The sequence below is a fragment of the Pseudomonas sp. Wu6 genome, assembly GCF_019891515.1.
Lineage (GTDB): Bacteria > Pseudomonadota > Gammaproteobacteria > Pseudomonadales > Pseudomonadaceae > Aquipseudomonas > Aquipseudomonas orientalis_A.
In genome coordinates, this window is the sequence record NZ_JAFLXH010000006.1 from 209,842 (window position 1) to 224,537 (window position 14,696).

General features: G+C 62.5%; 9 protein-coding genes. 7 read left to right on the forward strand and 2 right to left on the reverse strand.

The features are described from left to right. Nucleotides 1–86 precede the first annotated feature (86 nt). The 4 genes from J1G34_RS06440 (at nucleotide 87) to J1G34_RS06455 (ending at nucleotide 6,554) form a co-directional block, all read left to right on the forward strand. Entirely contained in the window at nucleotides 87–3,308 is a 3,222-nt protein-coding gene (locus J1G34_RS06440) for an efflux RND transporter permease subunit (RefSeq protein ID WP_222993599.1), read from the forward strand. After that, the gene (locus J1G34_RS06445; protein ID WP_222993601.1) at nucleotides 3,298–4,467 is read left to right on the forward strand and encodes an efflux RND transporter periplasmic adaptor subunit; all 1,170 of its coding nucleotides are present in this window, start codon (nucleotides 3,298–3,300) and stop codon (nucleotides 4,465–4,467) included. The genes J1G34_RS06440 and J1G34_RS06445 overlap by 11 nt, the downstream gene beginning before the upstream one ends. Continuing rightward, nucleotides 4,451–5,884, forward strand: coding sequence for an efflux transporter outer membrane subunit (locus J1G34_RS06450; protein ID WP_222993603.1), 1,434 nt, complete (start codon nucleotides 4,451–4,453; stop codon nucleotides 5,882–5,884). The genes J1G34_RS06445 and J1G34_RS06450 overlap by 17 nt, the downstream gene beginning before the upstream one ends. 211 nt (nucleotides 5,885–6,095) lie before the next feature. After that, a complete protein-coding gene (locus tag J1G34_RS06455; protein ID WP_065896788.1) occupies nucleotides 6,096–6,554 on the forward strand; it encodes an REP-associated tyrosine transposase in 459 nt (152 codons plus the stop codon). Between the two features lie 126 nt (nucleotides 6,555–6,680). Here the strand turns inward: J1G34_RS06455 and J1G34_RS06460 are convergent, their stop codons facing one another. Next, entirely contained in the window at nucleotides 6,681–7,964 is a 1,284-nt protein-coding gene (locus tag J1G34_RS06460) for a Zn-dependent hydrolase (RefSeq protein ID WP_222993605.1), read from the reverse strand. A 97-nt stretch (nucleotides 7,965–8,061) separates the two neighbouring features. Further along, on the reverse strand, nucleotides 8,062–9,549 hold the full coding sequence (locus tag J1G34_RS06465) for an NCS1 family nucleobase:cation symporter-1 (RefSeq protein ID WP_065937123.1): 1,488 nt from the start codon (nucleotides 9,547–9,549) through the stop codon (nucleotides 8,062–8,064). Nucleotides 9,550–10,151: 602 nt separating this feature from the next. Here J1G34_RS06465 and hydA point away from each other — a divergent pair. From hydA to preA, 3 genes are all read left to right on the forward strand, one after another. Next, nucleotides 10,152–11,591: a dihydropyrimidinase gene (hydA, locus tag J1G34_RS06470; RefSeq protein ID WP_065937124.1), complete on the forward strand. Its 1,440-nt coding sequence runs from the start codon at nucleotides 10,152–10,154 to the stop codon at nucleotides 11,589–11,591. Between the two features lie 192 nt (nucleotides 11,592–11,783). Then, on the forward strand, nucleotides 11,784–13,151 hold the full coding sequence (locus J1G34_RS06475) for an NAD(P)-dependent oxidoreductase (protein ID WP_065892556.1): 1,368 nt from the start codon (nucleotides 11,784–11,786) through the stop codon (nucleotides 13,149–13,151). Further along, entirely contained in the window at nucleotides 13,151–14,425 is a 1,275-nt protein-coding gene (gene preA / locus J1G34_RS06480; protein WP_065892557.1) for an NAD-dependent dihydropyrimidine dehydrogenase subunit PreA, read from the forward strand. Before J1G34_RS06475 ends, preA begins: the two co-directional genes overlap by 1 nt. Nucleotides 14,426–14,696: the final 271 nt, after the last annotated feature.

Below are 14,696 nucleotides of genomic sequence, written 5' to 3' on the forward strand. Positions count from 1 at the left end.
TCCTTCACCTGGCTGAAAGGTGCGTGTTAGGTGGGTCGGGCAAGACTGCCGGGGTTTGCAATCCTGCTCTTCTCGGAGACTCACGCATGCTCGGGCTGGTAAAGACCGCACTGCACAAGCCGTACACGTTTATCGTGCTGGCCATATTCATCTGCATCATCGGGCCCATGGCGGCCCTGCGTACGCCCACCGATGTGTTCCCCGATATCGGTATCCCCGTGGTCGCCGTGGTCTGGCAATACAACGGCCTGTCGCCGGACGCAATGGCCGGGCGGGTGATCTACACCTACGAACGCTCCCTGAGCACCACCGTCAACGACATCGAACATATCGAATCGCAATCCCTGCCAGGCATGGGCATCGTCAAGATCTTCTTCCAGCCCGGCGTGGATATCCGCACCGCCAACGCCCAGGTCACGGCGGTATCACAGACGGTGCTCAAGCAAATGCCACCGGGTATCACGCCGCCGCTGATCCTCAACTACAGCGCCTCCACGGTGCCGATCCTGCAAATGGCGTTCTCGAGCCCGAGCCTGTCGGAGGCGAGAATCCGCGACCTGGTGCAGAACAACATCCGCCTGCCGCTGAGCGCCCTGCCCGGCCTGGCGATGCCCACGCCGATGGGCGGCAAGCAGCGCCAGATCACCCTGGACCTCGACCCCCAGGCCCTGGCGGCCAAGGGTTTGTCGGCCCAGGACGTAGGCAATGCGCTGGCATTGCAGAACCAGATCATCCCGGTGGGCACCGCCAAGCTCGGCCCCAACGAATACACGATCCTGCTGAACAACAGCCCCAAGGCCATCGATGAGCTCAACGACTTGCCGATCAAGAACGTCGACGGCGCGATCATCACCATCGGCCAAGTGGCCCACGTACGGGACGGCTCGCCCCCGCAGACCAATATCGTGCGCGTCGACGGCCACCGTGCGGTGCTGATGCCGGCCTTGAAGAACGGCAGTATCTCGACGCTCTCGATCATCGACGGCATTCGCCAGATGCTGCCGCGCATCAACGAAACCCTGCCGCCGTCGCTGAAGACCTCACTGCTGGGCGACGCCTCGGTGTTCGTCAAGCAGTCGGTGGGCAGCGTGGCCCAGGAAGGCATCATCGCCGCCCTGCTGACCAGCGCGATGATCCTGCTGTTTCTCGGCAGCTGGCGCTCGACCCTGATCATTGCCGCATCCATCCCCCTGGCGGTGCTGTCGGCCATCGCGCTGCTGGCGGTCAGCGGGCAAACCCTCAATGTGATGACCCTGGGCGGCCTGGCCCTGGCGGTGGGCATTCTGGTGGACGACGCCACGGTGACCATCGAAAACATCAACTGGCACCTGGAACAAGGCAAGGCGGTGAAAACGGCGATCCTCGACGGCGCCGCACAAATCGTCGGCCCGGCGTTCGTCTCGCTGCTGTGCATCTGCATCGTGTTCGTGCCGATGTTCCTGCTGCAGGGCATCGCCGGGTATCTGTTCCGGCCGATGGCGCTGGCGGTGATCTTTGCCATGGCCAGTTCGTTCATTCTCTCGCGCACCCTGGTGCCGACGCTGGCGATGTTTCTGCTCAAGCCCCACGCACCGGAGCAAGGCCTGGGGCATCATCCGGAAGACCCATTCATCAACCACCACGAGGGCGAACAGCACCGCAAGCCGCGCCATGCCGCGCTGCAAGCCGTGCTGAATTTCCAGCAAGGGTTCGAGCGGCATTTCTCGAATATCCGCGACACCTACCACGGCCTGCTGATGCTCGCACTCGGCGCGCGCAAGCGCTTTATCGTCGGATTCCTCGCCTGTGTGCTGGCCTCGTTCGTGTTGCTGCCGAGCCTGGGCCAGGATTTTTTTCCGGCGACCGATGCCGGCGCACTGGCGCTGCATGTGCGCCTGCCGCTGGGTACGCGCATCGAGGAAAGCGCCGCCGCGTTCGACCGCATCGAAGCGCGGATTCGCGAGGTGATCCCGGCGCAAGCGCTGGACATGATCGTCGACAACATCGGCATCCCGCTCAGCGGCATCGACATGGCCTACAGCAACAGCGGCACCATCGGCCCGCAGGACGGCGATATCCAGGTCACGCTGAAAAAGGACCACGCGCCCACCGCCGATTACGTGAAAAAACTGCGTGAGGCCCTGCCGCAAAACTTCCCCGGCAGCCACTTTGCGTTCCTGCCGGCGGACATCAGCAGCCAGATCCTCAACTTCGGCGCGCCGGCACCACTGGACGTGAAGATTTCCGGACGCAACGATGCCGAAAACCGCGCCTATGCCGTGGAACTCGAACGGCGCCTGCAACACGTCCCGGGCATCGCCGACCTGCGTATCCAACAGTCCACCGGTTACCCGTCGCTGCAGGTGAATGTCGACCGCCTGCGCGCCAATGGCCTGGGCATCACCGAAAAAGACGTGACCAACAGCATGGTCGCCTCCCTCGCCGGCAGCTCCCAGGTGGCGCCCACGTTCTGGCTGAATCCGGCCAATGGCGTGTCCTATTCGATCGTGGCCGCGACGCCGCAATACCGCCTCGACAGCCTGCCTTCGCTGGAGGCCCTGCCGGTGACCGGTGCCGATGGCCAGTCCCAGATCCTCGGCGGCGTGGCGACTATTTCGCGGGTACAAAGCCCCGCGGTGGTGACGCACTACAACATCGAACCCACCCTGGACCTGTATGCCAACGTGCAGGGCCGCGACCTCGGTGGCGTCGCCCGGGATGTGCAAAAAGTCCTCGATGACACCGCGTCCATGCGCCCCAAAGGCGCGACGATCAGCCTGCACGGGCAGATCGATGCGCTGCACGAGGCGTTCAGCGGCTTGAGCTTCGGCCTGCTCGGCGCCGTGGTGTTGATCTACCTGCTGATCGTGGTCAACTTCCAATCCTGGGCCGACCCCTTCGTGATCATCACTGCGTTGCCCGCAGCATTGGCGGGGATCGTGTGGATGCTGTTCCTCAGCGGCACCTCGCTATCGGTGCCGGCCCTGACCGGCGCGATTCTGTGCATGGGCGTGGCCACCGCCAACTCGATCCTGGTGGTGAGTTTCTGCCGTGAACGCCTGGCCGAACATGGCGATGCCTTGAAAGCGGCGATGGAAGCCGGTTACACGCGCTTTCGCCCGGTGTGCATGACCGCCCTGGCGATGATCATCGGCATGCTGCCCCTGGCGCTGTCCGAGGAACAGAACGCGCCGCTGGGCCGCGCCGTGATCGGTGGGTTGATCTTCGCCACCGTCGCCACCTTGTTGTTTGTTCCCGTGGTCTTCAGCCTGGTCCACGGTCGTCACCCTACTCGCGCAATTGCTGGAGAAACGTCCCATGTCGTCTGATCAAAAACCCTCGCGCAAGCGTCTGATGCTCATGGGTATCGGCGGCCTGACCCTGGCCGCCCTGTTGGTCGCCAACGGCTTGCACGCCCGCACGCTGCATGAACAAGCGGTGACCGCCTGGACCGAAACCGCGGCCATCCCCCAGGTGAGGGTGTTCCAGCCCAAACAGAATGCCAGCGGCGACACCCTGCGCTTGCCGGCGCACCTGGAGGCCTGGAGCAAGGCGCCGATCCATGCTCGGGTCAGCGGCTATTTGAAGGACTGGAAGGTCGATATCGGCAGCCAGGTCAAGGCCGGGCAAATCCTCGCGCAGATCGACAGCCCGGACCTTGACCAGCAACTGGCGCAAACCCACGCCCACCTGGTCCAGGAACAGGCCAATGCACGCCTGGCCGCCACCACTGCAACGCGCTGGCAAAACCTGCTGGCCAGCCACTCCGTGTCGCGCCAGGAGGCCGATGAGAAAACCTCGGATGCCGCCGCCGCCAAAGCCAACGCCCAGGCGGCCGCCGCCGACTATGCGCGGCTGTGCGCACTGGAAAGCTACAAGACCCTGCGTGCGCCCTTCGCCGGCACCATCACCGCGCGCAATACCGACATCGGCCAGTTGATCAAGGCCGACACCGACAGCGATCCGGAACTGTTCAGCCTTGCCGACACCCACCAGCTGCGCCTGTACGTGCCGGTGCCACAGAACTACGCGGCGGTGATCCACCCAGGCCTGGAAGCCGAGCTGACGGTGCCCGAACATCCGGGCGAGCACTTCAAGGCGCGCCTGATCGGCGACTCCACGGCCATCGACCGACGCTCCGGCACCCTGCTCGCGCAGTTCGTCGTCGACAACCCTAACGGTGAACTGCTGCCCGGCGACTATGCCGAAGCGACCTTGCCGATTCCGGCGGACACCCATGGCGTGAGCATCCCCGCCAGCGCGCTGATCTTCCGCGCCCAGGGCACCCAGGTCGCGGTGCTGGACCGGCACAACCATGTGCACCTGCAAGTCATTCATATCGGCCTGGACCTGGGCGAACGGCTGGTGATCGACCAGGGCCTGAAACCCGCCGACCGCATCATCGACAACCCACCCGATGCCCTGCGCGAAGGCGACACGGTACAACTGGCCGACGCCACCGGGGGTGTCCATGCGCCCAAGGCTTAACCCGTTAGCGGCACTGATGCTGCTGGCCTTGCAAGGCTGCTCCATGGCACCCGTCTACCACGTGCCGTCGGTTGACCTGCCGGCCGGTTACCGCGAACAGACCAGCGACGGCCCGTGGCACAGCGCGCAGCCGTCCGACGCATTGGCGCCGCAGTGGTGGAAGCTGTACAACGACCCAACGCTCGATGCGCTGCAGCAGCAACTGCTCACGGCCAACCCCGACCTGGCCGCGGCGCTGGCGCATTTCGATGCGTCCCAGGCGTATGCCAGTCAACTGCATGCAGGGCTGTTTCCACAGCTCACCGCCAGCGCCCAGCCGTTGCGCCAGCGCCAATCGGATTCGAGGCCGTTGCGCGGCACGACGCAACCGTCGGTATACAACAGCGACACCGCCGGATTATCGTTGAGTTACGAGCTGGACCTGTGGGGCAAAATCCGCAACCAAGTCGCGGCCGGCGACGCCCAGGCGCAAGCATCCGGCGATGACTTGGCCGTGGCGCGCCTGAGCCTGCAACGCCAGTTGACAACGCTGTATGTGCAACTCAACGGGCTGGATGCGCAGAGCCGGATTCTCACCCACTCCCTGAAGGATTTCAGCCAGGCGCTGCAACTCACCCGTAGCCGTTATGAGGGGCAGATCGCCTCGGAACTGGACCTTACCCGTGCGCAAAATCAACTGGCCGAGGCCAGGGCGCAACTGGATGAAGTGCGTGGGCAGCGTAACCTCACCGAGCATGCCATCGGCGAATTGGTCGGCGTCGCGGCCAGTAACTTTTCATTGCCAGCCAGCCCGCAGTTGATGGCCTTGCCAGGAATTCCAGCGCAACTGCCCAGCCACCTGCTGCAACGTCGCCCGGATATTGCGGCGGCGGAACGGCGAGTGTTTGCAGCCAATGCCTCTATCGGCGTGGCCAAGGCCGCGTGGTATCCGGACTTCAGTCTGACCGGGTTGATTGGCGGCCAGACGCAGGGCGTGGGCAATCTGCTTTCAGCGGGCAATCGTTATTGGGCACTGGGGCCGTTGATGAACCTGCCCATCCTTGATGGCGGACGCTTGAGCGCCAACGAACGCCAGGCCAGGGCCGAATTTGAAGAAGCATCGGCGCAGTACCGCAGCCAGGTGTTGAAAGCCGTGCGTGAGGTGGAAGACAACCTCGCACAACTGCGCGACTTGCAGCAGCAGGCCCAGGACGAACAGGCGGCGGCGGATGCAGCGCAGCACACCCAGGCGCTGGCGATGAACAGCTATGAGGCGGGAGCCGTGAGTTATCTGGATGTGGTCACCGCGCAGACAGCGGCCTTGCAGGCGCAGCGAACCTTGCAGGCGGTGCAGACACGGCAGTTGCAGGCGAGCGTGGGGTTGGTGACGGCGTTGGGGGGTGGGTGGCAACCTGGAAGCGAGGGGCAGACGCACTGACGGCGGCGCCTGTTACGGCCTCATCGGGAGCAAGCCCCCTCCCACACTGGTTCCGTGCCAGACACACAATGTATGAACACTGCAGGCCCCCTGTGGGAGGGGGCTTGCTCCCGATAGCGCCCTTCCAGACACATCCTGCCAAAAGCCTGCACATCACATTCAGCCCACCCCTCCTAGCCTCTCAGAGTCCACTTAGCAGAGAGGCCAGGGAATGCCTGATCTACCCGCTTCACATCGCCTGCGCATCGGCCGAATCAGCGAACCGAATCGCATCTACTTGATTACCACCAATACCCATGAACGCATTCGCCTGTTCAGCGACTTTCACCTCGGGCGCCTGGTGGTCCGGCAATTTCGAATCGCTCAGCACCAAGGGCTGGCGAACTCCCTGGCATGGGTCATCATGCCCGACCATTTCCACTGGATCCTCGAGCTGAAAAAAGGCTCGCTGGCAGACCTGATGTGCCAGGTAAAATCCAGAAGCACACGAACCGTCAACGGCGCCACCGGACGCAAGGGCCGGCTATGGCAGGAAAGCTTCCACGACCGGGCGCTGCGCAAAGAAGATGACCTGGTGAAAATGGCCCGCTATGTAGTGGCCAATCCATTGCGAGCAGGGTTGGTCGAGCGGATCGGGGACTATCCTTTGTGGGATGCAATTTGGGTCTAGTACCTATCGGGACTATCTGACACAACACAGTTAACTGTGGGAGGGGGCTTGCTCCCGATAACGGTGTATCAGTAGCAGATTTATTGACTGACCCACCGCCATCGGGAGCAAGCCCCCTCCCACATTTCAAGCCGCAAGCTTACCGCTGGCGATGGCTGCCGAAGCCGCCACCATGGCCCTCAACAACACCGCGCACCCCGCCGCCAAATCATCCGGCGCGGCATTCTCGATTTCGTTATGGCTGATACCCCCCTCACACGGCACAAAGATCATTCCCGCCGGGCCCAGCTCGGCGACGAAAATCGCGTCGTGCCCTGCCCCGCTGACAATGTCCATGTGCGACAACCCCAAGCCATTGGCCGCGTCGCGCACGGCGTCTACACAGCCTTGGTCGAAGAACAGCGGCGGGAAGTCGGCGGTAGGTTCCAGTTCAAAGCTCAATCCATGTTTGTCGCAGGTTGCATCGATCACCTGGCGCACCTGGGCAATCATCGAATCCAGCCGTGCCGGCTCCAGGTGACGAAAATCCAGGGTCATGCGCACTTCGCCGGGAATCACATTGCGCGAACCGGGATACGCCTGCAGGCAACCCACGGTCCCGCAGGCATGCGGCTGGTGTTCCAGTGCTGCGGCGTTGACGGCGGCCACCACCGCTGCCGCGCCAACCAGAGCATCCTTGCGCAGGTGCATCGGCGTCGGCCCCGCGTGCGCTTCAACACCCCGCAACTTCAGGTCGAACCACTTCTGCCCGAGGGCTCCGAGTACCACGCCGATGGTTTTTTTCTCATCTTCGAGAATCGGCCCTTGTTCGATATGCGCTTCGAAATAAGCACCGACTTTGTGCCCGCTCTCGGCACGCGTGCCCGCATAGCCGATGGCGTTCAGCGCATCGCCAACCGAAACGCCGTCCACATCCACCTTGGCCAGGGTATCGGCCAGGCTGAACTTCTCGGCGAACACCCCGGAGCCCATCATGCACGGGGGAAAGCGCGAGCCTTCTTCGTTGGTCCACACCACCACTTCCAGCGGCGCCTCGGTTTCGAGCTTGAGGTCGTTGAGGGTGCGCAGCACTTCCACACCGGCCAACACGCCGAAGCAACCGTCGAACTTGCCGCCGGTGGGCTGGGTGTCGATATGGCTGCCGGTCATCACTGGCGGCAGGTCGGGGTTGCGCCCCGGACGCCGGGCGAAAATATTGCCGATGCCGTCGACAGACACGGTACAGCCGGCCTCCTCGCACCATTGCACGAACAGGTCGCGGGCCTTGCGGTCGAGGTCGGTGAGGGCCAGGCGGCACACCCCGCCCTTGGGGGTGGCGCCGAGCTTGGCCAGGTCCATCAGCGACTGCCACAAACGGTCGCGGTTGATGTGCTGATGGGTCGATTGCAGAACGTCGAGAGCAGCGTTCATGGGGGGATCTCCTCAGGCTTGAATTGACACGATTCCAACAGTGAAAACTGGTCAAAATGTGGGAGGGGCTTGCCCCCTCCCACATTTTTGACCGTGTTCACATAGATGATTTGGCTACGACTGGAGTGATCGCGCGTCTGGCGTTCAGCGCGTAATACAGCACCCCGCCCAACGCCGAACCGGTAAACCAGCCGTAGCTGTAGAACCAGCTGAACGCATCGCTGCCCAGGGACAGCAAGGTCAGCACCACCGGCACGCCGAACGCGATAAACCCGCTCCAGTTCCAGGCCGGGTACACGTCGTCCCGGTAGAGTCCCGCCAGGTCCAGCTGCTGTCTGCGGGTGATGAAGTAGTCCACCACCATGATCCCGGCGATCGGTCCCAGCAGGCTGGAGTAACCGAGCAACCAATTGGAATACACCGTCTCCAGGCTGACATCGGACACGATCAGTCCGAGTTTTTTCAGCAGCTCATGGGCCATCAGCGCCAACCCCACCAGACCGGTCAGAATCACCGCCGTGGTGCGGTTGATCAGCTTGGGCGCGATGTTCTGAAAGTCGTTGGTCGGCGAAACGATGTTCGCCGCCGTGTTGGTCGACAAGGTGGCGATGATGATCAACGCCATGGCGACGGCGACCCACACCGGGCTCTGGATATGCCCGATCAGGGTGACCGGGTCGGACACGCTGACCCCCACCAGTTTTACCGAAGCGGCGGTCATGATTACGCCCAGGGCGGCGAACAGGAACATGGTCAGCGGCAAGCCGAAAATCTGCCCGAGGATCTGGTCCTTCTGGCTTTTGGCATAGCGGCTGAAGTCAGGGATATTCAGCGACAACGTGGCCCAGAATCCCACCATTGCGGTGAGGCCGGCCATGAAATAACCGCTGAGACTCGCCCCTTCGGGACGCTTGGGCGGGATCGCCATCAGCTCGCTGATCGACACATTCGGCATCGCCCACACCAGCAAGCCAACGCCCACGGCAACCAGCAACGGCGCCGACAGGGTTTCCAGGCGCTTGATCGACTCGGCGCCACGCAACACTACCCACAGATTCAGGCACCAGAAAAGCATGAACCCGATCACCTCGCCGGTGCCGCCGAGGGACTTCCAGCCCTCGAAAATCGAGCCAAGAAACAGATGAATCGCCAGCCCGCCGAACATCGTCTGGATGCCAAACCAGCCGCACGCCACCAGCGCACGGATCAGGCACGGCACATTGGAGCCCAGGATGCCGAACGATGAGCGCAACAGCACCGGAAAGGGAATGCCGTACTTCGTACCCGGAAATGCGTTAAGCGTCAGTGGGATAAGAACCACAATGTTGGCCAGCAAAATCGCCATCAGCGCTTCGCCCACCGACAAGCCGAAGTACGCGGTGAGCACACCGCCCAGGGTGTAGGTGGGCACACAGATCGACATGCCGACCCACAGCGCGGTGATATGCCACTTGTTCCAAGTGCGTTCGTGCACCTTGGTCGGTGCCATGTCGTGGTTGTAGCGCGGGCTGTCGAGGACGTCGGGGCCGGCGTCGAGTTCGTACAGGCCGTTGCGTTCGGTGACTTGCGATCTGTTCTGTTGCATGGCCGCTCCACGGTTTTTTTAAAATTATTGTTGCTCACCTGCACGGTTAAGGCAGGTGGCCGGAGTACCTCGTAGACAACATGACATCTCAGGCCCGGCCAGCCGCCACTGCACTCAATTACCGTGCCGACAACTGCTTCGCGACCCACACTGCATATATAACTGGCTGATGTTTATCAGCTTTATCCGATTGCCCGAGGGCATCTTCGGAACTTGCCGTGCGACTCAGGCGCCACAACAGGAAAGTTATCCGAACCTTCAGGACTCAATCTGGTGCAACACAATTATTTTTATTTACCGGCCTCGTCAAGCGCTGTCTCTCAAGCGGCTGATTTGCAATAAGAAATGTTGCTCAAATCAGCAACCTGTCAAGTGCGTCAAAATGGTAACTGGTTGCTTCATTTTGGTGATTTTTGATTTTTATCGATACAAATCAAATAGTTAAATCACACAAAAGACGAATAAAAATATTCTTGCCCAATCGAAAAACTCGGGCTAGTTTCTATTCCTGTCACCGATGACAGGAATTAACCCGCCGTCGGCGAACGGTATTACAACACTTAGAACTGGCACAAGCCGGTCAAGCCTGTGAGGAACTCGACATGTCGCTGTTGATCCGTGGCGCCACCGTTATTACCCATGATGAAAGTTACCGCGCCGATGTGTTTTGCGCAGACGGTCTGATACGTGCGATCGGCACGGACCTGGATATTCCCGCCGGCGCTGCAACACTCGATGGCAGCGGCCAATACTTGATGCCCGGGGGCATCGATCCCCATACCCATATGCAACTGCCGTTCATGGGCACCGTGGCCAGTGAAGACTTTTTCAGTGGCACGGCGGCGGGCCTGGCGGGCGGGACCACCTCGATCATCGACTTCGTGATTCCCAACCCGCAGCAGTCCTTGATGGAGGCGTTCCACCAATGGCGCGGCTGGGCCGAGAAGTCGGCGTCCGACTACGGCTTTCATGTGGCGATCACCTGGTGGAGCGACCAGGTACGCGAGGAAATGGCCGAACTGGTCAGCCACCATGGCATCAACAGCTTCAAGCATTTCATGGCCTACAAGAACGCGATCATGGCGGCGGACGACACCCTGGTGGCCAGTTTCGAGCGCTGCCTCGAACTGGGCGCGGTGCCCACGGTCCATGCGGAAAACGGCGAGCTGGTCTACCACCTGCAACGCAAATTGCTGGCCCAGGGCATCACCGGGCCGGAAGCGCATCCGCTGTCGCGCCCTTCCCAGGTGGAAGGCGAAGCGGCCAGCCGGGCGATCCGCATTGCCGAGACCCTCGGCACGCCGCTGTACCTGGTGCACGTCTCCACCCAGGAAGCACTGGACGAAATCACCTATGCGCGGGGCAAGGGCCAGGCGGTCTACGGCGAAGTGCTCGCCGGCCATTTGTTGCTGGACGACAGCGTCTATCAGCATCCCGACTGGCAGACCGCCGCCGGCTACGTGATGAGCCCGCCGTTCCGTCCGCGCGGGCATCAGGAGGCACTCTGGCGCGGTCTGCAATCGGGCAACCTGCACACCACCGCCACCGACCACTGCTGCTTCTGCGCCGAACAAAAGGCCGTCGGGCGTGACGACTTCAGCAAAATCCCCAACGGCACCGCCGGCATCGAAGACCGCATGGCGCTACTGTGGCACGAGGGCGTCAACACCGGGCGCCTGTCGATGCAGGAATTCGTTGCACTGACGTCCACCAACACCGCGAAGATCTTCAACCTCTACCCGCGCAAAGGCGCGATCCGCGTGGGCGCCGATGCCGACCTGGTGCTGTGGGACCCGCAGGGCACGCGCACGATTTCCGCCAAGACCCATCATCAGCAAGTCGACTTCAACATCTTCGAAGGCAAGACCGTGCGCGGCGTGCCGAGCCACACCATCAGCCAGGGCAAACTGGTCTGGGCCGATGGCGACCTGCGCGCCGAGCGGGGTGCCGGGCGGTATGTGGAACGGCCGGCGTATCCGTCGGTGTTTGAACAGCTGAGCAAGCGGGCAGCGCTGTCCAAGCCAGTGGCTGTGAACCGCTGAAACCGCCATCGGGGGCAAGCCCCCTCCCACATTGATCGTTCCCACGCTCTGCGTGGGAATGCAGCCAGGGACGCTCCGCGTCCCAAGAGCGGACGCAGAGCGTCCAACGAGGCATTCCCACGCCGAGCGTGGGAACGATCGTCCAAAATGCCCACTTAGAGGCAATCCAAAAAAAACCGTGAGGCCACTACCGTGATCCAGACACTGACCCACCTCCCCCACCCCCGCGAAGACGGGGCCACCCTCGCCAGTCAGTTCACCGATCTGGCGCCGCCCCTCAACGCCCGCCAGGCCCGACTGGAAGCCTCGCGCTGTCTGTATTGCTACGACGCACCGTGCGTGAACGCGTGCCCCAGCGACATTGATATCCCCTCGTTCATCCGCCATATCCACACCGAAAACGTGCAAGGCGCCGCGCAGAAAATCCTCTCGGCCAACATCCTGGGCGGCAGTTGCGCGCGCGTCTGCCCCACGGAGATCCTCTGCCAGCAAGCCTGCGTGCGCAATAACGCCGAAGAATGCGCCCCGGTGCTGATCGGCCTGCTGCAACGCTACGCGGTGGACAACGCCCATTTCAGCGAACACCCTTTCCAACGCGCCGCGCCCACCGGTAAACGTATCGCCGTAGTCGGCGCAGGGCCTGCCGGTCTGGCCTGCGCCCACCGGTCCGCCTTGCAGGGACATGATGTGGTGATCTTCGAAGCCCGGGAAAAAGCCGGCGGCCTGAATGAATACGGCATCGCCAAGTACAAGCTGGTGGACGACTTCGCCCAGAAGGAATTGGATTTCCTCCTGCAAATCGGCGGCATCGAGCTGCGTCACGGCCAGCGCCTGGGCGACAACCTCACCTTGAGCGAGCTGCACACGCAATTTGATGCGGTGTTCCTCGGCCTCGGCCTGGCGGCCAGCAAACACCTGGGCCTGCCCCACGAGGACGCCCCCGGCCTGCTCGCCGCCACCGACTACATCCGCGAACTGCGCCAAGCCGACGACCTCACTCAACTGCCGTTGGCCGACCGCTGCATCGTGCTTGGCGCCGGCAACACCGCCATCGACATGGCCGTGCAAATGGCGCGCCTCGGCGCCCGCGACGTCAACCTCGTGTACCGCCGTGGTGTCGCCGACATGGGCGCGACCCAGCATGAACAGGACATTGCCAAGGCCAATCAGGTACGCCTGTTGACCTGGGCCCAGCCCGAAGAGGTCTTGCTTGACGACGAGGGCCGAGTCCGCGGCATGCGCTTTGCCCGCACACACATGGAGAACGGTCGCCTGCAGCCCACCGGCGAAACGTTCGAACTGGCCGCCGACGCGATCTTCAAGGCCATCGGCCAAGGCTTTGACAACGCAGCGCTGCACGACCCACTGGCCCGGCAGCTGCATCGCGTAGGCGAACGCATCTTTGTCGACGAACACCTGCGCACCAGCATTCCCGGGGTCTATGCCGGCGGTGATTGCGTCAGCCTCGGCCAGGACCTCACCGTGCAGGCGGTGCAACACGGCAAGCTGGCCGCCGAGGCCATCCATGCCCAACTCATGCTCAATGTGGAGGCCGCGTAATGGCCGATCTGTCGATTGTATTCGCCGGTATCAAAGCCCCCAACCCGTTCTGGCTGGCCTCTGCTCCCCCCACCGACAAAGCCTACAACGTGGTGCGCGCGTTCGAGGCCGGCTGGGGCGGCGTGGTGTGGAAAACCCTGGGTGAAGACCCGGCGGCGGTCAACGTGTCGTCGCGCTATTCGGCCCACTACGGGGCCAATCGCGAAGTGCTGGGTATCAATAATATCGAGCTGATCACCGACCGTTCCCTGGAGATCAACCTGCGCGAAATCACCCAGGTCAAAAAGGACTGGCCGGACCGCGCGCTGATCGTGTCGCTGATGGTGCCTTGTGTCGAGCAATCCTGGAAAAACATCCTGCCGCTGGTAGAAGCCACCGGTTGCGACGGCATCGAGCTGAATTTCGGCTGCCCCCATGGCATGCCCGAACGCGGCATGGGCGCGGCGGTCGGCCAGGTGCCGGAGTATGTGGAACAGGTGACGCGCTGGTGCAAGACCTATTGCTCACTGCCGGTGATCGTCAAGCTCACGCCCAACATCACCGACATCCGCGTGGCCGCGCGCGCGGCGTATCGTGGCGGCGCCGATGCGGTGTCGCTGATCAACACCATCAACTCCATCACCAGCGTCGACCTCGAACGCATGGTCGCCCTGCCGGTGGTCGGCACGCAAAGCACCCATGGCGGCTATTGCGGCTCGGCGGTCAAACCGATTGCCTTGAACATGGTCGCCGAAATCGCCCGCGACCCGCAGACCCAGGGCCTGCCGATCTGCGGTATCGGCGGCATCGGTAACTGGCGTGACGCGGCGGAATTCGTCGCCCTGGGCTGCGGCGCGGTGCAGGTATGCACGGCGGCGATGCTGCATGGGTTTCGCATCGTGGAAGAAATGAAGGATGGCTTGTCGCGGTGGATGGACAGCCAGGGTTACACCAGCTTGCAGGAGTTTTCCGGGCGCGCGGTGGGCAATACCACCGACTGGAAATACCTGGATATCAACTACCAGGTGATTGCGAAGATTGACCAGCAAGCGTGCATTGGCTGCGGGCGTTGCCATATCGCCTGCGAGGACACCTCGCACCAGGCCATCGCCAGTTTGAAGCAGGCCGATGGTACGCATCAATATGAGGTGATCGATGACGAGTGCGTGGGCTGCAATCTGTGCCAGATCACCTGCCCGGTGGCCGACTGCATCGAGATGGTGCCGATCGACACGGGCAAGCCGTTTTTGAACTGGACCCAGGACCCGCGCAATCCTTATCGGGAGGCGGTGTAGGCCTGTAGACCGCCATCGGGGGCAAGCCCCCTCCCACACTTGATCGGGTTCACATAGATCCAATGTGGGAGGGGGCTTGCCCCCGATGGCGGCCTCAGAGCCGACCAGGATGTTGGATTGGACCCAGTACATATCCGTTTCTGCGGTAACGACTGCTAACGGTTCCGCTTTTACAGCGGCTCACTTTTGAAAAGCGCAAAAGTAAGCAAAACGCTCTTGCCCCACCACTCGGCACCTCGCTAATGCTCGGTGTGCCCGAACGAAGGCTTGA